19 protein-coding genes are annotated in these 22,925 nt (G+C 54.8%); 11 read left to right on the forward strand and 8 right to left on the reverse strand.

Annotated elements, in window-relative coordinates; genetic code table 11:
- Positions 1-18: 18 nt before the first annotated feature.
- Positions 19-876: an MBL fold metallo-hydrolase gene (locus tag ADIMK_RS09270; protein ID WP_231517028.1), complete on the reverse strand. Its 858-nt coding sequence runs from the start codon at positions 874-876 to the stop codon at positions 19-21.
- Positions 877-1,169: 293 nt separating this feature from the next.
- Here ADIMK_RS09270 and acnA point away from each other — a divergent pair, with 293 nt between their 5' ends.
- From acnA to ADIMK_RS09290, 4 genes are all read left to right on the forward strand, one after another.
- Entirely contained in the window at positions 1,170-3,845 is a 2,676-nt protein-coding gene (gene acnA / locus ADIMK_RS09275; RefSeq protein ID WP_036186641.1) for an aconitate hydratase AcnA, read from the forward strand.
- Between the two features lie 39 nt (positions 3,846-3,884).
- Positions 3,885-4,310 carry a VOC family protein gene (locus tag ADIMK_RS09280; protein ID WP_036186643.1) on the forward strand — a complete coding sequence of 142 codons (426 nt, stop codon included), beginning with the start codon at positions 3,885-3,887 and terminating at the stop codon, positions 4,308-4,310.
- Positions 4,311-4,391: 81 nt separating this feature from the next.
- Entirely contained in the window at positions 4,392-5,279 is an 888-nt protein-coding gene (locus tag ADIMK_RS09285; protein WP_036186645.1) for an alpha/beta fold hydrolase, read from the forward strand.
- 15 nt (positions 5,280-5,294) lie between these two features.
- Entirely contained in the window at positions 5,295-6,719 is a 1,425-nt protein-coding gene (locus ADIMK_RS09290) for an SLC13 family permease (RefSeq protein ID WP_051692781.1), read from the forward strand.
- 133 nt (positions 6,720-6,852) lie between these two features.
- Here ADIMK_RS09290 and ADIMK_RS09295 read toward each other — a convergent pair whose 3' ends face one another.
- Positions 6,853-7,617, reverse strand: a complete 765-nt coding sequence (locus ADIMK_RS09295; protein WP_051692783.1) for an IclR family transcriptional regulator — start codon at positions 7,615-7,617, stop codon at positions 6,853-6,855.
- A 170-nt stretch (positions 7,618-7,787) separates the two neighbouring features.
- Here ADIMK_RS09295 and ADIMK_RS09300 point away from each other — a divergent pair, with 170 nt between their 5' ends.
- From ADIMK_RS09300 to ADIMK_RS09320, 5 genes are all read left to right on the forward strand, one after another.
- The gene (locus tag ADIMK_RS09300; RefSeq protein ID WP_036186651.1) at positions 7,788-8,555 is read left to right on the forward strand and encodes an enoyl-CoA hydratase/isomerase family protein; all 768 of its coding nucleotides are present in this window, start codon (positions 7,788-7,790) and stop codon (positions 8,553-8,555) included.
- A gap of 46 nt (positions 8,556-8,601) precedes the next feature.
- Positions 8,602-10,128 (forward strand): AMP-binding protein, encoded by a 1,527-nt coding sequence (locus ADIMK_RS09305; protein ID WP_036186654.1) that lies wholly within the window; start codon positions 8,602-8,604, stop codon positions 10,126-10,128.
- Between the two features lie 70 nt (positions 10,129-10,198).
- The gene (locus ADIMK_RS09310) at positions 10,199-11,179 is read left to right on the forward strand and encodes a TRAP transporter substrate-binding protein (RefSeq protein ID WP_051692785.1); all 981 of its coding nucleotides are present in this window, start codon (positions 10,199-10,201) and stop codon (positions 11,177-11,179) included.
- A gap of 64 nt (positions 11,180-11,243) precedes the next feature.
- Positions 11,244-11,780 (forward strand): TRAP transporter small permease, encoded by a 537-nt coding sequence (locus ADIMK_RS09315; RefSeq protein ID WP_051692787.1) that lies wholly within the window; start codon positions 11,244-11,246, stop codon positions 11,778-11,780.
- The gene (locus tag ADIMK_RS09320; protein WP_036186657.1) at positions 11,780-13,087 is read left to right on the forward strand and encodes a TRAP transporter large permease; all 1,308 of its coding nucleotides are present in this window, start codon (positions 11,780-11,782) and stop codon (positions 13,085-13,087) included. The genes ADIMK_RS09315 and ADIMK_RS09320 overlap by 1 nt, the downstream gene beginning before the upstream one ends.
- A gap of 128 nt (positions 13,088-13,215) precedes the next feature.
- On the opposite strand, the gene ADIMK_RS09325 is transcribed toward ADIMK_RS09320, so the two are convergent.
- From ADIMK_RS09325 to ADIMK_RS09345, 5 genes are all read right to left on the reverse strand, one after another.
- Positions 13,216-14,178, reverse strand: coding sequence for a PA2778 family cysteine peptidase (locus ADIMK_RS09325; protein WP_036186659.1), 963 nt, complete (start codon positions 14,176-14,178; stop codon positions 13,216-13,218).
- Between the two features lie 51 nt (positions 14,179-14,229).
- Positions 14,230-14,619, reverse strand: a complete 390-nt coding sequence (locus ADIMK_RS09330) for a PA2779 family protein (RefSeq protein ID WP_036186662.1) — start codon at positions 14,617-14,619, stop codon at positions 14,230-14,232.
- 216 nt (positions 14,620-14,835) lie between these two features.
- Positions 14,836-15,501: a class I SAM-dependent methyltransferase gene (locus ADIMK_RS09335; RefSeq protein ID WP_036186665.1), complete on the reverse strand. Its 666-nt coding sequence runs from the start codon at positions 15,499-15,501 to the stop codon at positions 14,836-14,838.
- Positions 15,502-15,630: 129 nt separating this feature from the next.
- On the reverse strand, positions 15,631-16,929 hold the full coding sequence (locus tag ADIMK_RS09340) for a DEAD/DEAH box helicase (protein WP_036186668.1): 1,299 nt from the start codon (positions 16,927-16,929) through the stop codon (positions 15,631-15,633).
- Between the two features lie 79 nt (positions 16,930-17,008).
- Entirely contained in the window at positions 17,009-18,232 is a 1,224-nt protein-coding gene (locus ADIMK_RS09345) for an MFS transporter (RefSeq protein ID WP_036186671.1), read from the reverse strand.
- Positions 18,233-18,772: 540 nt separating this feature from the next.
- On the opposite strand from ADIMK_RS09345, the gene ADIMK_RS09350 reads away from it, so the two are divergent.
- Both ADIMK_RS09350 and ADIMK_RS09355 read left to right on the forward strand, forming a co-directional pair.
- Entirely contained in the window at positions 18,773-20,104 is a 1,332-nt protein-coding gene (locus ADIMK_RS09350; protein ID WP_036186675.1) for a porin, read from the forward strand.
- Between the two features lie 138 nt (positions 20,105-20,242).
- Complete coding sequence (locus tag ADIMK_RS09355; protein ID WP_036186678.1) at positions 20,243-21,808, forward strand: sulfatase family protein; 1,566 nt, start codon at positions 20,243-20,245, stop codon at positions 21,806-21,808.
- A 51-nt stretch (positions 21,809-21,859) separates the two neighbouring features.
- Here ADIMK_RS09355 and ADIMK_RS21335 read toward each other — a convergent pair whose 3' ends face one another.
- Positions 21,860-22,765: a LysR family transcriptional regulator gene (locus tag ADIMK_RS21335; RefSeq protein ID WP_081849733.1), complete on the reverse strand. Its 906-nt coding sequence runs from the start codon at positions 22,763-22,765 to the stop codon at positions 21,860-21,862.
- Positions 22,766-22,925: the final 160 nt, after the last annotated feature.

Consider the following 22,925-nt stretch of genomic DNA (forward strand, 5'->3'; position numbering starts at 1 on the left):
TCAGTGTTTGGCCCTTCATTAGAGCAGATCCAACGGAATCTTCAGATAGTGAACACCGTTATCTTCGGCTTTGGGTAGATGGCCTGCGCGCATGTTGATCTGCACTGAAGGGAGTATCAACGCGGGCATATTGAGTTGGGCGTCGCGCTCATTGCGCATAGTGACAAACTGCGCCTCATTTATGCCCTCGTGTATGTGGACGTTGTGCCGGCGTTGTTCACCGACCGTCGTTTCGCACTGAAAGGTATCGCGCCCCTCGGCCTTGTAGTCATGGCACAGGAAGATGCGCGTTTCATCCGGATAGCTGAACAGCGTCTGGATTGAATGGTACAACGCGCTCGCGTCGCCGCCGGGAAAGTCGCAACGCGCAGTACCGTAGTCGGGCATGAATAGGGTATCCCCGACAAACAGCGCATCGCCGATGTTGAAGCTCATACAGGCGGGTGTGTGCCCCGGAGTATGTAGGGCTTTCGCTTCCAGAGAACCGATCATAAAGTGTTCACCGTCGGCGAACAGGTGGTCGAATTGGCTGCCATCACGTGCAAACTCAGGGCCTTCGTTGAACATTTTGGCGAAGGTTTTCTGGATGATATCGACTCGATCACCGATCGCTGTCTGGCCTCCAAGGTGTTTCTTCAGGTACGGCGCGGCACTGAGATGGTCGGCGTGGACATGGGTTTCAAGAATCCACTGAACGCTCAGCTGCTCGCTACGGACATACTCGATCAGGCGATCTGCGTTGCGGTAGGCGGTACTGGCGGCAGCAGGGTCGTAGTCCAGCACCGAGTCGATCAGGGCGCAGGCCCGGGTCTGCTCATCGACAACGACATAACTGTAGGTAAAGGTCGCTGGATCGAAAAAGGGCTCTACATGCATATCCATACACCTGTGTGATCAAAAACTGATGTCTACAGCTTAGGCGCCGTGCGGCTCCCGTGCTGCGTTGCTTCGATAAGTAACGGTATCGCTATAATATTAGAATATTCTAATTTAATAAAGTTGCACTTCTGATACTTCCTGTTGTCACCACAGCAAAGGGCTGCCGTTCAGGAAAAGGTGGTGGTTCCCGTCATGAGTTCTGCGCATATGCCCCAGTGTCCTCGGATCCTGGTCTACCTTGATAATTACAGTAAATGGCCAGACCGAACCGTCAATCAGGGAGATAGTCGATGTCGAGATCTGTCGATAGTTTCAACACAGCAACCCAGCTTAAGGTGGGTGAGCGCACCTACACGGTTTACGGATTGAGCACAGGTGAGATTGCAAACGTGGAGGGTGTCGCCCGGCTGCCGGTGTCGATCAAGGTACTGCTCGAAAATCTGTTGCGACATGAAGATGGCGAAAGCTGTACACGCGAGGACATTCTTGCGTTGGCCAGCAGCCGCGGACGCGCGTCGGATCATGAGTTTTCATACCACCCGGCGCGCGTCCTGATGCAGGATTTTACCGGTGTGCCGGCGGTGGTCGATCTGGCCGCCATGCGCAATGCCTTGCTCGAACGCGGGGTGGACCCCCAGCGCATCAACCCGCTCTCGCCTGTGGATCTGGTGATTGACCACTCTGTGAGTATCGACCGCTTTGGGACGGCCGATGCGTTTCGGGAAAATGTGGATATTGAGATGCAACGTAATCTCGAGCGTTATCAGTTTCTCAAGTGGGGGCAGGGGGCGTTCGATAATTTCCGGGTTGTGCCACCGGGCACCGGTATCTGCCATCAGGTGAATCTGGAGTATCTGGCCAAGTCGGTCTGGAGCGAAGAGCAGGATGGCCAGATGCTGGCCTATCCGGATACGCTGGTGGGTACCGATAGTCATACCACGATGATAAATGCCCTTGGTGTACTGGGCTGGGGTGTAGGGGGTATCGAGGCGGAAGCAGCGATGCTTGGTCAGCCTATCTCGATGCTGGTGCCGGATGTGGTCGGTTTCGAACTTACAGGTACGCTTAACGAGGGCATCACGGCCACCGACCTTGTATTGCGCGTGGTGCAGATGCTGCGTGAGCGCGGCGTGGTCGGCAAGTTTGTAGAGTTCTTTGGCAGCGGGCTGGATCACCTTCCGATTGCGGACCGCGCGACCATCGCCAACATGGCACCGGAGTATGGTGCAACCTGTGGCTTTTTCCCCATCGATGCCCAAACCCTCAACTATCTGCGCCTGAGTGGACGGCCGGAGCATACCCTCGAACTGGTAGAGGCCTACTGTAAAGCGCAGGGGATGTGGCGTGACGAGCATTATCAGACACCGGACTTTGCCGATGTACTGAGGCTGGATATGTCCACCGTAGAGCCCAACTTGGCCGGTCCCAAGCGGCCTCAGGACCGGGTGGCGGTGAAGGATCTCAAGCCTGCAATCGATGCATTCATCGAATTTGCCGGTAAAGCCGATCAACTGGAAACAGGGGTTGAGCTTGGTGGATCGGAAACGCCGATGCATCACGGCGATGTGGTGATTGCAGCGATCACCTCCTGTACCAATACGTCCAACCCGGCAGTTATGCTTGGGGCCGGACTGGTTGCGCGCAAGGCGTTGGCTAGGGGGCTGAAGATCAAACCCTGGGTGAAGACATCGCTGGCACCGGGTTCACGTGTCGTGACCGAATATCTCAAGGAGTCTGGCGTTCAGCAGGATCTTGATGCGCTTGGCTTTAACCTGGTGGGCTATGGGTGCACCACCTGTATCGGTAACTCCGGCCCTCTGCCCGATGAGGTCGAGAAGACGATCAAGGATAACGATCTGGTGGTCTGCTCGGTGCTCTCGGGTAACCGCAACTTTGAAGGGCGTATCCATCCGCTGGTGCGGGCTAACTGGCTGGCCTCGCCACCTCTGGTGGTAGCCTATGCACTGGCCGGCACGACACGTATCGATCTTAGCCGCGACCCTCTGGGCACCGACCAAGAGGGACAGCCTGTGTATCTGAAGGATATCTGGCCCAATAACGCCGAGATCGATGTGCTGGTCCGAACTATCGATAACGAGATGTTCCGCAAAGAGTACGGTTCGGTCTTCGACGGTGATGAACGGTGGCGGAACATCGACTCCGGCATCGGCGCAACCTATGCGTTTCCTGCCGACTCAACCTACATACAGAAGCCACCGTTCTTCGAGCCGGAATACGCAGGTCGGGTGGCGGATATTAAGGGCGCCTCAATACTGGCGCTGTTGGGTGACTCGGTGACCACCGACCATATTTCGCCTGCCGGCGCGATACCTAAAGACAGTCCCGCGGCACAGTATCTGCGCTCAAGAGGTGTAGAGGACGCGGACTTCAACTCCTACGGGTCGCGACGCGGCAACCATGAAGTGATGATGCGGGGGACATTCGGCAATATCCGTATCCGTAACGAAATGACGCCCCAGATCGAGGGCGGATATACCCGTAAACGTGGCGCGGCCGATCCCGAGTTTATCTACGATGTGGCAATGGCCTATTGTCAGGCGAACACGCCAAGCGTGATTGTTGCCGGCAAGGAGTACGGCACCGGTTCAAGCCGTGACTGGGCGGCCAAGGGGACTTTGCTGCTCGGTGTCAAAGCGGTCATCGTCGAGAGTTTCGAGCGTATCCACCGCTCTAATCTGGTCGGTATGGGCGTGTTGCCCCTGCAGTTCACACAGGGGGATGACCGCAAGCAGCTCAAACTGACCGGCGATGAGCAGATCGACATCCTCGGTCTTGAGGCGGGCCTTAAACCTAAACAGACGTTTAAGGCAGTCATCCACTATGCTGATGGGAAAGAGCGCGAGATCGAGTTGCAATCACGTCTGGATACGCTGGTCGAGGTGGAGTACTACCGGGCTGGCGGCGTGCTCAACTTTGTCCTCGATCGCTTGAGTCAAACGGCCTGACCGATAGGATGAGGCGGGGCCGTCCAGCAGGAGGGCCCTATGGAACCTCGTATCAGCCTGATAACGCTCGGGGTCGATGACCTCGAGCGCTCCTACCGCTTTTACCACGATGCGCTGGCATTTCCCGCCAGCTATATTCAGGGCAACGAGATCGTCTTTTTCCGTGGCAGCGGCGCACGTCTGGCGCTCTATCCGCGTAGCCGATTGAACGATGACGTAGCCCCGCGACTGGTGGGGCGTCACAGCCGATTTCCCGGCATAACGCTGACTCATGATACGGCTGATCGGCAGCAAGTGGACCGCATACTTGCCTCAGCCCAGGCGTGCGGTGGCGCGATTGTGAAACCTGCCTCGGACACCTTCTGGGGTGGCTATAGCGGGTACTTCACCGATCCAGATGGCTATCTGTGGGAGGTGGCCTGGGCTGATGTCTGGCAAAGCGGGGCGCTGGCGATGCAGGGGTAGATTAGCGAGCAACAGTTGTGTGCTAACCTTTCTTTCCTGACGTTCCGGTCAGGCTGACCATGATTCTCAGGAAGGCACCTCATGTTTGATAATGCATTCAGATCTGTCGATATAGTCACCTCAGGTGCAACCATACACTGTATGCATGGGGGAGAAGGGCCGCCACTGCTGCTTCTGCATGGCTATCCCCAGACCCATATGATCTGGCATGAGGTAGCGCCGGCACTGGCAAAAGATTTCCACGTGATCTGTCCTGACCTTCGGGGTTATGGCGATAGCAGCAAACCGCCCGGCGAGGCGGACCATGCGAACTACTCGAAGCGCGCCATGGCGCAGGATATGGTCGAGGTGATGTCCCATTTTGGCTATGAGCAGTTTGCCGTTGCCGGTCATGATCGTGGCGCCCGAGTCGCGCACCGCATGGCACTGGATCACTCGCAGCGGGTGAGTGCACTGTGTGTTATGGATATCGCGCCGACGCTGCATATGTTCGATCACACCGATCAGGCGTTTGCCACCGGCTATTACCACTGGTTCTTTTTAATACAACCCGGTGGTCTGCCTGAGCATATGATCGGTCTCGATCCCGATTACTACCTCGGTGAAAAGCTCAAGCGCTGGTCCGCACCCGGTGCGGAATTCTCGCCTCGTGCCGTTGCCGAGTACTGCCGCTGCTTCGGTTCCGCCGATGCTATTCATGCTTCCTGTGAAGACTACCGGGCCGCAGCGATGATCGATCTGGAGCACGACCGTGCCGACCGACCGCGTAAGCTTGAGTGTCCGGTATTGGTGCTCTGGGGCAACAAGGGGTTTGTGCATCGCACCTATGACCTGCTAGAGGTTTGGCGCGAGTATGCCCAAGAGGTGAGAGGTGGTGCGTTGAACTGTGGTCACTTTCTGCCGGAAGAGGCACCGGACGAGGTTATCGATGCGTTGAACGGCTTTCTCTCGGGAAAACCGAAGGCGTAAGGATTAAGGTTGAACATGGATCGATTGCAAGGAGGCGCTCTGCGAAGCCTGATCACGCAGCCTGCCCGTTTGTTCATGCTGTTACTTATACCCGTGTCGGCGTGGGTGTTGATCGACCCACCGGCTCTGCTGAGCACCCAGCAGAGCCAGGTGCTGGCCATTATCATCCTGACATTGGGTTTGCTGGTCACCAACGTGTTGCCGGGCTACATGACAGCCCTGCTGTTTTTCCTCGCGGCGGTGTTGCTGAAGGTGGGCACACCGGCTGAGATCTTCTCCGGGTTTTATTCGGCGGCGTTCTGGCTGATTGTCGCGGGCATGGTCATCGGCATGGCGATCAAGTCCACCGGCCTTGGCGATCGGATCGCCGCCATACTGGGGCGACATCTCGAGCACAGTTATGGCTGGCTGATCGGTGGATTGATGCTGAGCTGCACGCTGCTCGGATTCCTGATGCCATCCTCGATGGGGCGGGCCGTGATGATGATCCCTATCGGGTTGGCATTGGCTGATCGCTGCGGCTTCGAGGCGGGCTCAAAGGGGCGGACTGGTATCGCGCTGGCGATCGCCTTTGGGTGCCATATGCCGACCTTTGCCATTCTGCCTGCCAATATTCCCAACGTAGTGCTGATTGGCGCCGCGGAGACGATCTACAACCTGCATCTGAGCTATACCCACTACCTGCTGCTCCACTTCCCCATATTGGGCGCACTCAAAGCGGTTCTGGTTGCCTGGCTGATTATTCGCCTATTTCCCGACACACCGGCGGCGCGCAACCCTGATGCCGGTACAACCGAGGCCGGTGCTGTTGCGAAGGGCCAAGGGCAATTGAAGCTGGGCGTTGTATTGCTGATTACGCTGGGGTTCTGGATAACCGACAGTGTCCACGGCATAAGCCCTGCCTGGGTGGGGCTTGCCGCGACCTGCTTTTTGCTGCTGCCGGGTATAGGGCTTGTGGACAGCAAGCGGTTCTCGGCGGGCATGGATATGACCCTGTTGATCTATATCGCTGGCATCCTCGGTGTTGGACGTCTCGTTGCGAGCTCAGGGCTTGGCAGTGTGCTGGCAACCCAGCTGGAGCAGCTTCTGCCGCTGGAGCAGGGGGCTGATTTCGTCAACTTTGTCTCGCTGAGCTTAATGTCATTCGTGGCAGCGCTGGGCGTAACGCTTCCGGGTGTACCGGCAGTACTCACGCCCATGGCGACCGATCTTGCTGCACAGACAGGCTGGAGTATCGAAACCGTGCTGATGACGCAGGTGCTGGGCTTCTCGACGGTATTATTCCCCTATCAGTCAGGTCCGTTGCTGGTGAGCATGCAGCTGGCCAAGGAGCCGATAGGCCACCTGCTGCGGGTAACGATACCGCTGACGTTGGTCACGCTGTTGATACTGATGCCGCTGGATTATCTGTGGTGGAATCTGGTCGGTGAGTTGGGATAACGCTGGCTTGTTTCATTAGCTTCACTATTTGCATCTTCGCAGCGTCAGCCCGGAACTCTTCGTACGGGCTGCCATTTAGCGTAGCGAATGCAGCCACTTGCCAGCGAAGGAATCACCTTGGGTGCTTTAGGCCTCAAAGCTTGGATAGCTGACGGGCGGTTGCTATCAATAAGGCGGAAAAATCCGCTTCCATGTTTACCGGTCCTCTAAGGCGTGAGATGGAGATCGACACTGCTGCACGCGGTTGGCCTGCCGCATCCAGAATAGGGGCGGAAATCGACAGGTCGGACAGGTAGTACTCCTCTTCAGTCAGTGCATACCCTTGCTGCCTGAACACTGGCAGTCGGGCCAGAATCTTGTCCAACTCATAAATCGTATGCGGGGTATAGGCCTTGCGAGGGTATGCCTCGATCATCTCGCGTGCCTGCTCTTCACCGAGGTGAGACAGCATCGCCAACCCCGGCGAGGTGCAATACGCTGGCAATCTTGACCCGATGGTAATGTCTGTTTCCAGCATATTACGGCTCAGCAAGCGAGACAGGAAAACCACCTCTCCTCTATCAAGTACAGACAGACTCACTGAGCCCTCGGTCTCTTTGCTCAAATTGAGCAGATAGGGGCGCGCCTTATCAACCAACGGATGGGCATGCAGGTAGTGCGAGGCTAAATCCAGGCTTCGCAGGCTGGGCTCTATCAATTTTGTATCCGGGTTTCTTTGCAGATAACCCAGTTCCGTCAGCGTATGTACAAAACGCTGAGTAGCGCTGCGGTCCATATCACAGCGTAGAGACAACTCCTTGATACTCAACGCTGGCGCGGTTTCATCAAATACCTCTAACAGCCGAAAGGCCTTGACCACGCTTTTGACAAGAAGGCGATCCTCTTCTTCTTTCGCCACGATTTTACCTCTACTGGATGTAATGCTTCGCCCGATTGGCAGGTGTCAGACCGGATTCTCAACCTCAATCCATGAATTGTACAGACCTAGGGTTGCAAACCAAAAAAAACGATGACATGATCATATTACGATTTTTATGATCGCATTGCAATCACTTTAGAGGAAAAATTATGACTGATGTGGTTATTTCTACTCAGGAAGGTGCTGTAGGCATACTTACCCTCAACCGTCCGGAAGTGCTTAACGCGTGGAATAGCCCCATGCGTCAGCGGTTGATTGAAAAATTGATCCAGTTCTCCGATGACGACAGCATTCGTGCAATCGTGTTGACCGGAGCTGGGGATCGGGCTTTTTGCGCCGGACAGGATCTGAACGAGACCAAGAGCTTTGACGCCGAGCGCGCCAAGTCATGGGTAGAAGAGTGGAAGACGTTATACAACGCTCTTCGCAGTAGCCCTAAACCGATAATTGCGGCACTGAATGGCGTTGCTGCAGGCTCTGCGTTTCAGGTTGCTCTGCTCTGCGACTTCCGCATCGGTCATGCCGGCGTACGTATGGGCCAGCCGGAAATTAACTCCGGTATTGCCAGCACCACAGGTCCCTGGATTATGAGAGAACATCTCGGATTGGCCCGCACGATCGATTTGACCCTCTCGGGGCGTCTGATGAATGCGGACGAATGCGTTCAGATCGGCATCATCAACAAGATTGTCGAGCCAGAGCAGGTAATGCCGGAAACCCTTGCACTGGCGAATATGCTGGCTGAGAAGCCGCCGGTCGCCATGCGCCTCGACCGCCAGCGTTTTAAAGAGATGACCGAGGCCGGGTTTGAAGACTGCCTCGCGGCGGGAACTCGCATTCAGGCTGAAGCCTACGCCTCGGGCGAGCCGCAACGCATGATGGAACTCTTTCTGTCACGTCGTACAAAAAGTAGCTGAGCTAAGAGATACATCCCACTCACTCAACAATGACAGAAAGATTTTCATGACCAATACCCTTAACTCACCAAGCTTTATTGCCAAACTAGACGCACTGGCAAAGAAAGATCCGCAGGGGATATATGGTTACTTCGAAGGTGAAATGATCACCTTCGAATCCCTCAACCGGAAAGCCGAATCGCTCGCGGCAATTCTGCGCCGTGAATACGGTATCCAGTGCGGCGATCGTGTGGCAGTGATGATGAACAATAGCCTTGTTTCGCTCGCTACTATTTTTGCGCTGGCGAAGGGAGGAATTGTCTGGGTACCCGTGAATGCCCGTCAGCAAGGCGCAGGACTTAAATACATTCTTGAGCATAGCGAGCCTTCTCTGCTGATAGTCGACGAATCTCTACAAGATGTCGTTACGAGCTGCGGAGCTCACCTCCCTGCAACAATCACTTCAGGCGGCGCAACTGATGCTTTGGGGTCGTTACTCACCTCGGGCGCCCGGTTGAATGAAACGGCCCCTACCGATACTGCTCTGTTTTCGCTGATGTACACCTCGGGCACAACCGGAAACCCCAAAGGGGTTCAGGTGACGCACGCGATGATGACCCATGCTGTTAAAGGGGTGGTAGAACTGTGCGAAATACGACCAGGCGATGTGTTCTATCAATGGGAACCGTTCTTTCATATTGGTGGCGCACAGGTGCTGCTCCTGCCTTTATTCGAGACCGTGACAATCGCTCTATATCCCCGGTTCAGTGCCAGCCGGTTCTGGCACGAGGTGAATGAGAGTGGCGCCACTCACATCCATTATTTGGGTGGTGTACTGCAGATACTGTTGAAACAGCCCATATCCGAGGCGGAAAAAACGCACCGTGTGAGAATCGCTTGGGGCGGGGGGTGTCCTCCCGACATTTGGCAGTTGCTGCGGCAGCGTTTCGGCTTTGAAATTCGAGAATGCTATGGCATGACGGAAGCGGCGAGCCTCACGACGTGTAATCTCGGTGGCCCTGTCGGCTCGGTCGGCAAAGCGTTGGACTGGCTCGACGTTAGCATTCTGGGCAATGACAACCTCCCGGTTCCTGCAGGACAAACCGGACAGATTGTGGTCGGTGAAAAAGAGGCCGGTGTGCTCTTCCAGGGCTATTTCAAAAACCCTGAGGCAACATCGAAAACCCTTCGCGAGGGAAAACTCTACACGGGCGATCAGGGGCGGCTGGATGCAGAGGGCAATCTCTACTTTCTCGGCCGTCAAACTGATAGCGTGCGCTGTGGTGGAGAAAACGTTTCAGCCTGGGAAGTTGAAAACGTTGTCCAGCAACATCCTGCTGTCGAGGAGTGCGCCATGATCGGTGTCCGCGCCGATATCGGCGAGCAGGATATCAAGCTGTTTATCAAAACCAAGGCTGACACCTGCCTGACCCCTGAAGAGCTGTCTCAGTGGCTGCAGAATCGTCTCGCCTCTTATCAGCTTCCGCGCTACATCGCCTTGGTCGACGATTTCGAGCGCACACCCAGTTTACGCATCATGAAACATAAACTGCCCACGGAAACACACGACTCGTGGGACAGACGAGCACACTAAAAAAACTAACTAATACTGATGTTCAAATGATATGGCCCCTCAAATAACAACCGCAAAAAGGAAATAAACCATGTCAAAATTGCTTAAAAATACATCACTCGCTCTGGGAATATCTCTGGCTGTCAGCCTTAACGCGCAGGCTGAACGTTGGGACATGACTGTCCCTCAGCCCGAGAATAATTACATCACAGAGAACGTAAGCTGGTTTGCGCAGCAACTGAAGGAGGAAACCGATGGCAAGATCGACCTTCGCGTGCATGCTGGCGGCAGTTTGTTCAATGGTGCAGAAACCAAACGTGCGGTGCAGCGTGACCAGGCCCAGATGGGGGTACACGTACTCTCTTCTTACCAGAACGAAGATCCAATATTCGGTATCGATTCGGTTCCATTCCTGGCGGACTCATTCGAGAAGTCCCAGGCGTTGTGGGAGGTGACCCGGCCTGTATTGGATAAAAAGCTGTCCGATCAGAATATCAAGATTCTCTACCATATCCCTTGGCCGCCTCAGGGGGTTTTTATCGACCGTGAACTTAGCTCTGCCGATGACGCGCAAGGCGTAAAATTCCGTGCCTATAACAATGCCACAGCGCGCTTTGCGGAGCTCATGGGTATGACACCGGCCTTGATCGAGGAGGCTGAGCTGTCTCAGGCCGCCGCAACCGGTATGGTGCAGTCACTGATATCCTCGGGCGACCCGGTGGTTAATCACCAGCTTTGGAGCTACCTGCCTGAGTTCTATGACGCAAAAGCCTGGCTGGTGCTGAGCCATGTATTCATGAACAAGGATCGTTGGGACGCTCTGGACGAAGATACCCGCAACAAGATTACCGCGCTGGCCGCAGCAGCTGAGGCAAGGGGCGCTCAGTCTGCAATGGATCTGACGGACTCGCTTAAAGAGACGTTGGCTTCAAAAGGCGTAAGCATCAACCAGCCCAACGAAGCGCTGGCTGCCGACTTTCAGGAGATCGGTAAACAGATGCAGGAGGAGTGGCTCGAAACCGCTGGCGAAGAAGGCCGTGACCTGATCGAAGCGTACCGCGCTACACAGTAACGTAAAAATGGGCCGCCGATGCTCTTATTGGTGGCTCATCCCTCTTATTTGGAGAACGGCTGTTATGGTCAACCATCCTACGAGCCTCTTGAAGCCATTGCGCAGGCTTTACTCAATCTGTGGCTACCTGGCCGGTGCATGCATCCTCGCGATGCAGCTTGTGATTCTCATACAGATTGTCATGCGCTGGGGTGGCGCTTCATTTGGCGGCGCTACATCGATCGCAGGATATCTTATGGGAACGGCAACCTTTTTCGCCTTGGCTTATACGTTCGACAAAAAAGGTCATATTCGGGTTGAATTACTGCTTGAGAGTTCCGGTCGCCTACGTCCGTTTCTGGAAAGCTTCAGCTTGCTAGCGGCTGTGGCCATCGCCGCATTTATCACTTGGCACGGATACGATTCTGCTTACTGGGCCTACACGTACGGCGACAAGTCTTCCGGGCAGGACGCGACACCCCTTTGGATTCCACAAGCGCTGATCTCGACCGGTGCTTTGGTATTCACCATATGTCTGGTCGATTATTTTTGTCGCAGTTTGGTAAACCTGTTTAAGCCGCTACGCTGGGGCGCAGGGGCTAAACCGGTGAGGAGCCACTGATGGAATTTCTAGAGCTCGCTATAACGCTGCTTCTGGTGCTGTGTATCCTGCTTGGATCGGGTGTATGGGTTGGTCTCGCGATGATTGGCGTCGGCGTCGTAGCGATGACGTTTTTCACCGGACGTCCCGTCGGCTCGTCGATGTTCAGCAGCATGTGGATGTCTTCCACCAGCTGGTCGCTGACGGCTCTCCCTTTGTTTATCTGGATGGGGGAGATTCTCTACCGGACAAAACTTTCCGAAAGCATGTTCAAGGGGCTGAGTCCCTGGATGAACTGGTTACCGGGACGCCTGATGCACACCAACATTGTCGGTTGCACCCTGTTTGCAGCAGTATCCGGCTCATCGGCTGCGACACTGACAACTGTCGGTAAGATGTCCATGCCGGAGTTGTCACGCCGGGGGTATTCGGACTTCATGACAATCGGTACTCTAGCCGGCGCATCAACCCTTGGCCTGATGATTCCGCCATCGCTGACGATGATTGTGTACGGTGTTATCACCAATCAATCCATACCCAAACTGTTCATCGCCGGTATCATCCCTGGGCTGGTACTTGCAACACTGTTTATGAGTTACATCGTTCTCTGGGCGCTCATATTCAAGCCCAAACTGGCCAAAGAGAAGAGCATGTCGCTAAGGGAAAAGCTATATGAGTCCCGTCTGCTCATTCCGGTATTCCTACTCATCATTCTAGTCATCGGATCGATGTATGCAGGGTTGGCGACAGCGACGGAGGCCGCGTCACTCGGAGTAGGTGGAGCGCTGGTATTGGCAGCGATTCAACGCAGCCTTAACTGGAACTCGTTCATCGACAGCCTTTTGAATGCGGTAAAAACCTCGTGCATGATCGCACTGATCCTCGCAGGTGCATCCTTCCTGTCGATGTCGATGGGCTTTACCGGACTGCCGAGAAGTCTGGCTGAATGGGTCGCTACCTTTGATTTGTCTCCGTTTGGTTTGCTGCTGGCGCTGATGGTGGTCTATATCATCCTGGGATGTTTCCTAGACGGTATATCGGCGGTTGTACTCACCATGGCGGTCGTCGCACCGATGCTCAGAGATGCGGGGATCGATCTACTCTGGTTCGGCATTTTTGTGCTGGTGATGGTTGAAATGGCGCAGATAACGCCTCCGGTAGGTTTCAACCTCTTTGTGATGAAAGGGATGACCCATCACAGCCTGGGCTATATAGCACGCGCTGCGTTGCCGATGTTTCTCATCATGATTCTAATGGCCTTTATTCTGATCGCTTTTCCGGAGCTGGCTACATACCTGCCCAGCATTATGAGCGACAGCCCCCGTTAGTCTTAAAACAGCTGGTGACGCCTTCCATCCTTGATATATAAGGATGGAGGGCGATGCCATTACGTATCGATATTAAGTAAGCGCGTCTAGGGGGATTCTTTGGCGTCCACGCCTCGGTGGATAACAGGTTACCTCTTTTGCACCATCGCTTTCTTCGCTTGCTCCAACGTATCCCGATAAATCGTCGCCTCGCTCTCACCTGACTGCTCCACAGCCTCACGTGCATAGTGCACCGCTTCTGAGGCCTGGCCTGTATCGATCAGCGTTTGCGCCAAGTTATTCAGTGCTGGCGCGTAGTTGGGATAGAGCTCGGCCACCCGTCGGTATTGCTTGCCCGCGTCCTCTGGCTTGCCTTGAACATAGAGCAGGTTGCCGTAGCCCATCAGTATCTCCTTGTGGTTCGGCCACTGGCGGACGCCTGTCTGCCAGGCTTTGAGGCTATCTTCGGCGCTGGCTTGAGGTTCGAATGCCGCAGCCGCGAGGAAGTAGGGGGTTGCGTCAGGATGCGGTGGCAGTTGCCCTGGCTTCAAGGCAACAACCGCCCAGCGGTCGCCCCGTTTCCAAGTGCGCTCGAACACTTTCATGCTCACCACATATCGCTCGATAAGACCAGAGCGCAAAATGATGTCACCTTCATCAAGGTCATACCCGATAACGACGGCGTAGTGCCACTGCGGATACCAGTCGAGCCCGAGGTTTTGCAGAACAAGCACCGGATAGCCGGCATCGACTGTTTCCAGCAATTGCTCCAGCGAGGGGGCTAGCCGGTAGGCAAGCCTTGAGTAATGCCGGGTTGCCGCGAGCATCTCCACCTGAAAACTGCCCTGGCGTCCGGGCACAAAGACGCGGGGTGTCAGCTCATCCGGGGTTACCTTTACATCACTGTAGTTGAGGATGGTCGCCAGCGCCGCAGGGCCGCATTGGTACTCTTCCTGAGGGTGAAAAGGGACGTCTGTCAGCTCGTGTGTAGCGGGCAATGCGAGAGAGTCGCGGTTATTCATCAACGCGCTGGTTTGCGGAGCGGTGCTGCACCCGGCCAGAATCGCAACGAGCAAAGCGCCAAGCCCCAAGCGTATAAAAGATATGTTCATAGGTGTTGTGATAGGTAACGTCCGGGCTCCAGAGGAGCCCGGACATGAACGTTAGATGCGCGGGAATATATCGGTTACACCGGCGATATCCAGAAGAATCAGGATAAGCAGAACCAGTGCGATAGTACCCAGGGCGCCGCTACCGGCGGGCAGTTGGTCCATGCGGCCTTCGAGCTGGGCAAGTTCCGCTGGCGTCAGGCTGTTGATACGGTCCTGTACCGTGTTGGTATCGACGCCGAGTGCAATCATCTGCTGTTTGACATCATCACGCATCAGCATTTCGCTGAGCTGTGCGCGTTTGGCATCTAGCTCCGTTTGGTTGGCGATCTGGTCAGTGCTGACGATAGCCGCATAAGCGGGCGCCTGAATACCGGTAAATGTGAACAGTGCGGCTACCATTGCCGCAATAAAACGGGATCGGGTCACCTTATGCAAGTTCATACAATGGACTCCTTGCCTCAATCTTGTGAAATGGCTACTTCAAACAGAAGTATAGACGCCCATTCGATAGCGATATTGGCAAACAGTTCAGCTTTTCGCCATTAGGGAGCTGAATCATCACCCGCGGTAGAGCGTTGATTGCATTGAATGCACGCCCAGGTATCAAACCAGGTATTTCGCCGCTTTCGCGGCATGGCCGTGCCGCCCCAGCTGAACTTAGGTACTCGCCTGAGGGCGCTGATAGTGGAGAATGTTCCCCTTGTAAGGGGCATCAAGGTAGTCGGTGTGTTCGGGGCGGGTTTTGTTGAGCGCATAACCCAGACTGTCCATCGCTTTTGAGAACCGGTTCTGGTTGCCCCTTCCCGGATCCACAATAATCACTTCGCAGTAGTGGTGCGCATGGCGATCTATGAATTCTGACAGAAGTGATGCATGTTCTGCCTCATACAGCAGGTCGCTGCCGATGATGATATCGAACAGTCCCATGCCGTCAGCATCGTCTCCCCATCCTGTACGTGTAAAGGGGATTGTTCGGCCACCGTTTATGCGCACGTTTTCGGTCAAAAAACCGCCTGCTTCAGGGTGATAATCGGTCGCGCTTATATCGGCATTACGCTGGTTCAGTAAAAGGCTTGAAAGCCCGATGCCGCAGCCGACTTCCAGTATCCGTTTACCTTTGATCTCGTAATCGATCATGTGGTGTGCCAGCACCTGACCGGATGCCCAGACGATACCAAAGATGGGCCAGGTCGCAGATGAGATCCCAAGACCTTCTGCAACGCCCTCTTTATCGCTGAATTGCTGATTATCGCGCAGAGTACGCAGGTGAATATCGTGACCGCCGATTTCCAGGGTCTGGTATCGCAAACGAAGAGAGGGCATGGAGTTACCAAGGCATGAGTTTATAGGCACGAGTGAGAGCTGTGCCTGTAAGTCCCCACGGGTAAGGTGTCAGCTTACTCTTTGCCCTCTGCCGTGTCTAACCGGTCCCGGAGAGACCGGTCGATGGGGTTAGCGCTGCTTGTTGCCCCGTGGAGTATTTGAGGCGCCTTTGCTGCGTGGCTGATGGCCACGATGAGTATCGCCTGAGCGCTGTCCGTCGCGGTGCTGGGGCTTGGGTTTCTTGGGACGGCTGCGACGGGCAGGACGCGTGTCCAAACGTGATTCCGGTAGCGCATGAGTGGGGTCGAAACCATCGACAACCTCGCGTGTGAGCAGCTGATTGATCAGACGCTCGATCGCGCGAAGCTGATCGATCTCGTCGGCACACACTAGCGAAACCGCCTGACCGGTGGCGCCGGCACGGCCGGTACGACCTATACGGTGAACATAGTCTTCCGGTACGTTGGGCAGATCGAAATTTACCACCTGAGGCAGCTGGTCGATGTCGAGTCCGCGGGCTGCAATATCGGTGGCGACCAGTGCCTGCAGGGTGTTGGTCTTGAATTCGTTCAGTGCCTTGGTACGCGCATTCTGGCTCTTGTTGCCGTGGATCGCTGCCGCTTTGATACCGGCTTTTTCAAGCTGTGTCGTCAGCTTGTTGGCGCCATGCTTGGTGCGTGTAAACACGAGCACCTGATGCCAGCCGTGATCCTTGATCAACTTGATCAGCACCGGGGCCTTGGCGTTTTTGTCCACCGGAGAGATCCACTGTTTCACTGTTTCGGCAGTGGAGTTGCGCGGTGTAACCGAAATTTCGACCGGCTCATGCACCAGACCCTTGGCGAGCTCGCGTATCTCTTTGGAGAAGGTGGCCGAAAACAGCAGGTTCTGCCTCTTTGGCGGCAACAGCGCCAGAATCCGTTTGATATCGTGGATAAAGCCCATATCGAGCATGCGGTCCGCTTCGTCCAGCACCAGCACTTCAAGTTGGTTAAAACGAACGGCGTTCTGCTTGTAGAGATCCAGCAGACGACCGGGCGTTGCAATCAGCAGGTCGACGCCCTTGCGCAAGGCGATCATTTGCGGGTTGATGCTGACGCCACCAAATACCACGGTGGAGCGCAACGGCAGGTGCTTACCGTAGGTGCGGACACTCTCGGCAACCTGTGCTGCAAGTTCACGGGTCGGGGTCAGGATCAGTGTACGTACCTGATTGGGCTTGGCACGCTCACCGGTGAGTAGACGCTCGAGAATCGGCAGCGTGAAGCCTGCGGTTTTGCCGGTACCGGTCTGGGCGGCGGCCATCACGTCCTTGCCCTCCAGCACTGCGGGAATCGCTTGCTGCTGTATGGGGGAAGGGGTGTCGTAACCCTGTTCGGCAACGGCTTTCAGAATAGGGTCGGACAGGCCGAGACTGGCAAAACTCATGGATAACTCTCTGGTAAGAATAGGGTTCGCTGGCGCGAAAGAGGAAGGCGCGCAGCTTACCCTAAAGCGGCGGGATTAGCTATTTCGATTCAGGGTCACTTTCCAGCCGATCACGTCGTAACAGCGTTGGAAACCAGTAGCCCCAGAGCGCCACGATGCCCAGAGTGCCGACGCCTCCGATCAGGATAGCCGGTACCGCACCAACCCATGCCGCCAATACGCCGGATTCAAACTCGCCCAACTGATTGGAGGTACTGATAAAAAAGGAGTTCACGGCGCTGACTCGGCCGCGCATCTCGTCGGGTGTTTCGAGCTGAACCAGCGTTGATCGGATCACCACACTGACCATATCGGCAGCGCCCATCACCATCAACGCCAGCACCGAAAGCCAAAGGGTTTGTGAGACGCCGAATAGGATGGTCATCGCGCCGAAGATTGCCACCGAAATGAACATCTTGATGCCGACCCGGTTGCCGACCGGACGCCAGGCCAGATAGATCGACATCAGCATTGCACCCACCGCAATGGAGCTGCGCAGCACACCCAGGCCCCAAGGGCCGGTTTCGAGCACATCGCGGGCAATAATGGGCAGCAGGGATGTCACGCTGCCGATCAGCACCGCGAACATGTCCAGCGAGATAGAGCCGAATATGACCGGATTACGCCAGGTAAAGCGCAACCCGCCGAGCAATGAATCCAGCGTGACAGGTTGTCTTGGTCGCTGCTCACGACGGTAGTCGAGCTTGAACAGGATCACGGCGGACAACAGGCTGCACAGTACACTGCTGGTATAAAGCGCACCGGCACCCCAGATGTAGATAATGCCGCCGATGGCAGGGCCGATAATGGTGGTGGCCTCGCGGCCAGAGGCAGTCCAAGTCATCGCTTTTGCAAGCAGCGCCTGACCGACGATGTTGGGCACCATCGCTTGGGTAGCCGGCATCTCGAAGGCCCTCGATATGCCCATCGCGATACAGCAGCCGTAGATGATCTCGGCCGTAATACTGCCGAGCATACTGGTAATCGCCAGCACGGCGATGCTCAGAGTCATCAACGCCCTGCTGATCAGCATGATCGCTTGGCGGTCATGGTTATCGGCGACGTGTCCTGCATACAGCGTCAGAAACAACTGTGGCGCGTAGCGGGCCAAGCCCACGAGCCCAAGACTGAGCGCGCTATCGGTCAGGTTATAGATCTGCCATCCCATCCCCACCAACAGCATCTGGAAGGCAAAGGATGCGGCCATCTGACCGATCCAGAAGCGCATGAAGGCGCGGTGTTTCAACAGCGAGGGAGATGTCATTGGCTATCCGTGGCGGCAGGAGGAGCGGTTAGGTCGGTGATGCAAGTACGAATGGGAATTATTTTAACGGATCGCCGAAGCGTGCGGCTATGGATTTTGCTGCCAGGGGTATTCGAATAATGCGTACAGGCGTCTTGAGGCGCCACGCGCGGGACGCACTTGAGGGAGCCGCGGCTGAGGCGAGAGGCTGGCCAATTCACTAACACATGATGAGGCATTAGTGACGCCCAAAACATCCATACATTTTTAATCGATTGGCTGCGCAAATTTAAATTTTACAACTCTCAGGTATTTACATACATTGGTGACATACAAAACAATTGATTTTTCATCGATTACGTTCTGCCGTTATTAATCAATAAGAGCTTATTAAAGCAAGCACTGAATATTTACCGGAGGTCTTATGGTTTGAATAAGCATCATATGTTGCGCTCAAGCATATGACGCTGAATATATAAATAAGCTAGACATACGCAATACGCCTAAATCTGAATATTAAAAAAACAAAAATGCCTATTTTGGGATGGGCCGGGGATTTCTATGTCTGTTGTAAATATGCTTAATAATAAATATGTCCATGAGAATTCAGTTCGCGACTGCTCTGGTAAACACGCTTCACGCATATCGGCACTCTCGCGAACCGTAATCGCCACGCTCTTTCTCGGCGGTTCTACCTACGCTCTGGCCGATGTCGGGGTTTACGAAAAAGCGCCGGAAGAAGGCGGTTACGTTGCTGTCGGCTTTTTCGGTCATGCGGGGTTTTCGTCTGTCGACTACTCGGATTCAACGAACCCTCTGGAGGCGAAAGACGCGATTAACGATAGTACACCCCATTACTACTATGGGTCCTTGTCCGTCGACCCCGCTTACAAATTTACCTCGAGCCGCTTTGGTCCTATGGAGCTGAAGCTTCACACGGCCTTCCAGCTCGACAATGCCTGGCTCGATAACGATCAGGTGGATGAGCTCTCTCTGCTACTCGATAGCAAGCGGTACGGGATGCTTTACCTGGGCGAGGATGACGGGGCAGCCGACCGGCTCAAGCCGAAACAGTCTGGTCGGGCAGGGCTGGCGGTCGGTCATGGTGCGTTCACGGGCATTATCCCCTGGTGGGGGAACCTTCCCTACGCAGGCGGCCATCTTCGCCGCTCTGAATACGACTGGGACTGGCCAAACGGGATAGTGGGTGGCGATTGGAGATCCTTCTCCCGTGATACACAGGATGCGATCAAGATCGGCTACCAGTCACCTGTGCTATCCGGCTTCCAGTTCGGTGTGTCTATGAACCTGCAAAACACCTACGAGGGCTTTGCCGGAAAAGGCACTGCGCCTGCTCAGCAGGACAGTTGGAGCCGTCTTGGGTTCAAGAACGACGAGTATGAGATGGCACTTCAGTGGAACGGTGTCACATCAAACGGACTGATTCTAAGCACCGGCCTGACACATAACTCTGTTCATGTCGTAAACGCCGATATGCTGCAGAAAAGCACGGATGTCGGGTTCAAAGTCGGCAAGAAATTGAGCGATGGCGCGATGCTCAGTACGAGCGTCTATTACGCGTACGAAAAGTACGATAATGATGTTTCCGATATTCACACCGACGACAGGCAGATTCACTGGGGTGTGGACTGGAGCAAAGGCAAATGGAAAGTGGGCGCCAACTACCTGAAGGCCTGGGACTCTTATAACCCACCTGCAACTGTCCAACTTGGCGGTGGCGGCAACGAAGGCTATAGCCTCGGAGCGGACTACAAGCTGGCAAAAGGTTTAACGGTCGGTGCCGGTATCATACATGCAAAGAACGATGGCGGAGAGGAAGCTACCGAAGTGGGTGTGAACCTCAGCTATCGATTCAAGCGAATGATTTACTGATCCAACGCAGCATTCAACTTTTGTACGCCCAAAAGCACCACTATTATGGGGTTACTGATAAACGATTCTATCGTTTTGAAAGTACCCCAATTTTTTTAATTATATTATGTTGGGTGTCCATAAATACCAGAGGCTAATATGAGAAAGCAGCCTAATTTTGTGATGATCGTGACCGATCAGCAGCGTGCTGACTGGCTTAGTTGCATGGGGCATAGGGTCATTAAGACGCCGAATATTGATCAGTTGGCAGAAAGCGGATTATTGTTCGATGAGTTTCACACCGCTTCCCCGGTTTGTATGCCCAACCGCGCCAGTATTCTGACAGGACGCTATCCCAGTACGCATGGCCTTCGGTATAACGGATGCGCACTTTCCAGCAGGGCCAATACATTTGTTGAGGTATTGAAGGACGGAGGCTACAAGACGGCCGCGATCGGCAAGAGTCATCTTCAGCCTTTCAGCTCTAACGCTGCGCCTTTGGCCAAAACGGTTGCCGAGCAGTTCAATGAGAGAATTCCACAGGCGTGGAAGGATGACTTTCGCCCCTATATCCAAGAGGAACCGGGACGATACGAGCAGGGAGAGGTGTACGATTTCCCGACCCCGTACTACGGATTCGATCATGTGGATATGGTGACTAGCCACGGTGATATCTGTGGTGGCCATTACCTGCAATGGCTGCGTCAGCAGAGCGAGCATTGGCAGGAGTATCGCGATCCTGATGTCCAGTTTGAGCACTCCTACACCTGTCCTCAGGCCAGACGCACCACCATGCCTGAGGCCCTGTATCCGACTCGTTATATCGAAGACCGAGCCGTCGAGTGGATAGCGCAGCAGGCGCAATCTGAGCAGCCATTTTTTCTTTTTATCTCGTTCCCTGATCCTCACCATCCGTTCAACCCGCCGGGCCAGTACTGGGATCGTTATACGCCGGACCAGTTCAGGCTTGATGTAACGCCTGATGACTTCGACATCCAGCCGTTGCCCCTCGAGTACGCGCAGGATCGTCTGAGTCAGGGGCTCCCTCCAAAAACGCCACAGGATGCGTTTGCCGCGACGGACACCCAGGTACGTGAGGCAATGGCGCTGACAGGCGGCATGATCGACATGATCGATGAGGCAGTCGGCCGTATTACCGACGCACTGAAAGCGGCGGGCCTTGATGATGACACCGTTATTATCTTTACCTCGGATCATGGAGACTATCTGGGCGATGCTGGCTTGTTGTTGAAAGGCCCCTGGATTCGAAAATCGATTCACCGTGTCCCGTTTATCTGGCGGGATGCCAACACAGGTCGCGGACGCACTCAACTGCTCGGCAGTGCCGTTGATATTGCGCCGACGATTTTGTCCCGAGCCGGTATCAAACCCTATTTTGGTATGCAGGGCCGAAATCTATTGGCTGATTATGCTCAGGGCAGTGGGCGGGAACAGCTGCTCATCGAGCATAACGATAATGTCCCGCGAATGGGGCTGACGCATGCTTCTCGCAGCCGGACGATCTACTCCACGCGCTGGCGTCTGACGCTCTATCCGGGAGAAAGCTGGGGGGAGCTCTATGACCTCGAACGCGATCCCCGGGAAACCTGCAACCGCTGGTTCGATGCGGACTATGCCCAGTTGAAAGCGGACCTGATGGAACGGCTGGCGGTTGAAGTGATCGGCACGATGGATGAGTGCCCGGTGGCAATTCGTCGAGCCTGAGTGGCTGTAAACATCGTTTGATGGACTTCCTTCACCGGGGAAGTCCATCTATCACTCAACGCTTATCGCGTCTTTAAACAGCTCGGTGAGCTTCTGCGTCATTGGGTGATCGGCGAATTCGTCTCTGACCCAGAGGTAAAGATTTCGCTCCTGAGTTAAACCGGTATTCAACTCAAGCTCAACGAGCTGATCGTTATACTGACTGCACCGAATCGGTTTTACCGGCAGGACAGCCAGGTATGCCCCCTGACTCAGAATGTGTAGAAGCATATGTCCATCGTTGCGAAAGACCAGCTGCGTTCGAATGTTGGACAGGCCTCGTATACTTAACATATCCATAACCTGCCTTTCGAATGGGGACGCATGCCCCAGAGAAAGCCACGGAAAATCGTAGAAGTCTTTTAGCGAGAGTTCCTTCTTTTGGGCCAAGGGGTGCGAGCGACTGCAAAAGATGCCGAGCTGATCATCACCCAGTAGCCATCGCTGGGTTTTCTCGATGGTTCGAAGATCCGCCGCCGGTGCAATAACCAGATCCAAGTCGCCATCCATGAGCTTGTCCATGAGCATGGTCGGTCGATAGACGTTGAGTGTAAGGCTCGTGTTCTTCACATCGGGCAGAATCTGGTTGATCACCTCGGGCACGATGGTGGCGGCCAGCAGTGGCCCGACACCTATTCGAATCTCCTGATTGTAGCCGTGACTGAATCGTGAAGAGATGAGCTGGGCCATCTCCACGTTTCGTTGAATGGCGCGTCCTTCTCGTGCCAGCGCTTCCCCCACTGGCGTTGCTTTTACACCGTATCGGCTGCGGCTGAACAGTTGACCGCCCGCTTGCATTTCGAGCGTGGACATGATCCGGGTCAGTGTCGGTTGAGTGACCGCCAGATGCTTGGCAGCCTCAGTGAGCGAGCCCTTTTCCAGCACGACGGACAAATAGAGAAGATGTTTAGGATCCATACATAATTATTATATTAGAGGCTTAAATTTGAATTTTACATATTTTTAGTGCGGATCGTACACTAGGGAACATGTGATTAAGTCCGCGATACCGGGCTGATCCTCTATTCTTATCTGAGCAGCCCCTTCAGGAGCGCGGATTTACCTGTCTTAGATTGGT

The sequence above is a fragment of the Marinobacterium lacunae genome (assembly GCF_000705555.1).
GTDB lineage: Bacteria > Pseudomonadota > Gammaproteobacteria > Pseudomonadales > Balneatricaceae > Marinobacterium_D > Marinobacterium_D lacunae.

Coding starts and splice junctions, on each gene's coding strand:
- ADIMK_RS09335 (WP_036186665.1), bottom strand. CDS start 15,501: ATGCCCTCTCTTCGTTTGCGATACCAGACCCTGGAAATCGGCGGTCAC.
- ADIMK_RS09305 (WP_036186654.1), top strand. CDS start 8,602: ATGACCAATACCCTTAACTCACCAAGCTTTATTGCCAAACTAGACGCA.
- ADIMK_RS09280 (WP_036186643.1), top strand. CDS start 3,885: ATGGAACCTCGTATCAGCCTGATAACGCTCGGGGTCGATGACCTCGAG.
- ADIMK_RS09330 (WP_036186662.1), bottom strand. CDS start 14,619: ATGAACTTGCATAAGGTGACCCGATCCCGTTTTATTGCGGCAATGGTA.
- ADIMK_RS09290 (WP_051692781.1), top strand. CDS start 5,295: ATGGATCGATTGCAAGGAGGCGCTCTGCGAAGCCTGATCACGCAGCCT.
- ADIMK_RS09315 (WP_051692787.1), top strand. CDS start 11,244: ATGGTCAACCATCCTACGAGCCTCTTGAAGCCATTGCGCAGGCTTTAC.
- acnA (WP_036186641.1), top strand. CDS start 1,170: ATGTCGAGATCTGTCGATAGTTTCAACACAGCAACCCAGCTTAAGGTG.
- ADIMK_RS09325 (WP_036186659.1), bottom strand. CDS start 14,178: ATGAACATATCTTTTATACGCTTGGGGCTTGGCGCTTTGCTCGTTGCG.
- ADIMK_RS09270 (WP_231517028.1), bottom strand. CDS start 876: ATGCATGTAGAGCCCTTTTTCGATCCAGCGACCTTTACCTACAGTTAT.
- ADIMK_RS09310 (WP_051692785.1), top strand. CDS start 10,199: ATGTCAAAATTGCTTAAAAATACATCACTCGCTCTGGGAATATCTCTG.
- ADIMK_RS09355 (WP_036186678.1), top strand. CDS start 20,243: ATGAGAAAGCAGCCTAATTTTGTGATGATCGTGACCGATCAGCAGCGT.
- ADIMK_RS09350 (WP_036186675.1), top strand. CDS start 18,773: ATGTCTGTTGTAAATATGCTTAATAATAAATATGTCCATGAGAATTCA.
- ADIMK_RS09340 (WP_036186668.1), bottom strand. CDS start 16,929: ATGAGTTTTGCCAGTCTCGGCCTGTCCGACCCTATTCTGAAAGCCGTT.
- ADIMK_RS21335 (WP_081849733.1), bottom strand. CDS start 22,765: ATGGATCCTAAACATCTTCTCTATTTGTCCGTCGTGCTGGAAAAGGGC.
- ADIMK_RS09285 (WP_036186645.1), top strand. CDS start 4,392: ATGTTTGATAATGCATTCAGATCTGTCGATATAGTCACCTCAGGTGCA.
- ADIMK_RS09320 (WP_036186657.1), top strand. CDS start 11,780: ATGGAATTTCTAGAGCTCGCTATAACGCTGCTTCTGGTGCTGTGTATC.
- ADIMK_RS09300 (WP_036186651.1), top strand. CDS start 7,788: ATGACTGATGTGGTTATTTCTACTCAGGAAGGTGCTGTAGGCATACTT.
- ADIMK_RS09345 (WP_036186671.1), bottom strand. CDS start 18,232: ATGACATCTCCCTCGCTGTTGAAACACCGCGCCTTCATGCGCTTCTGG.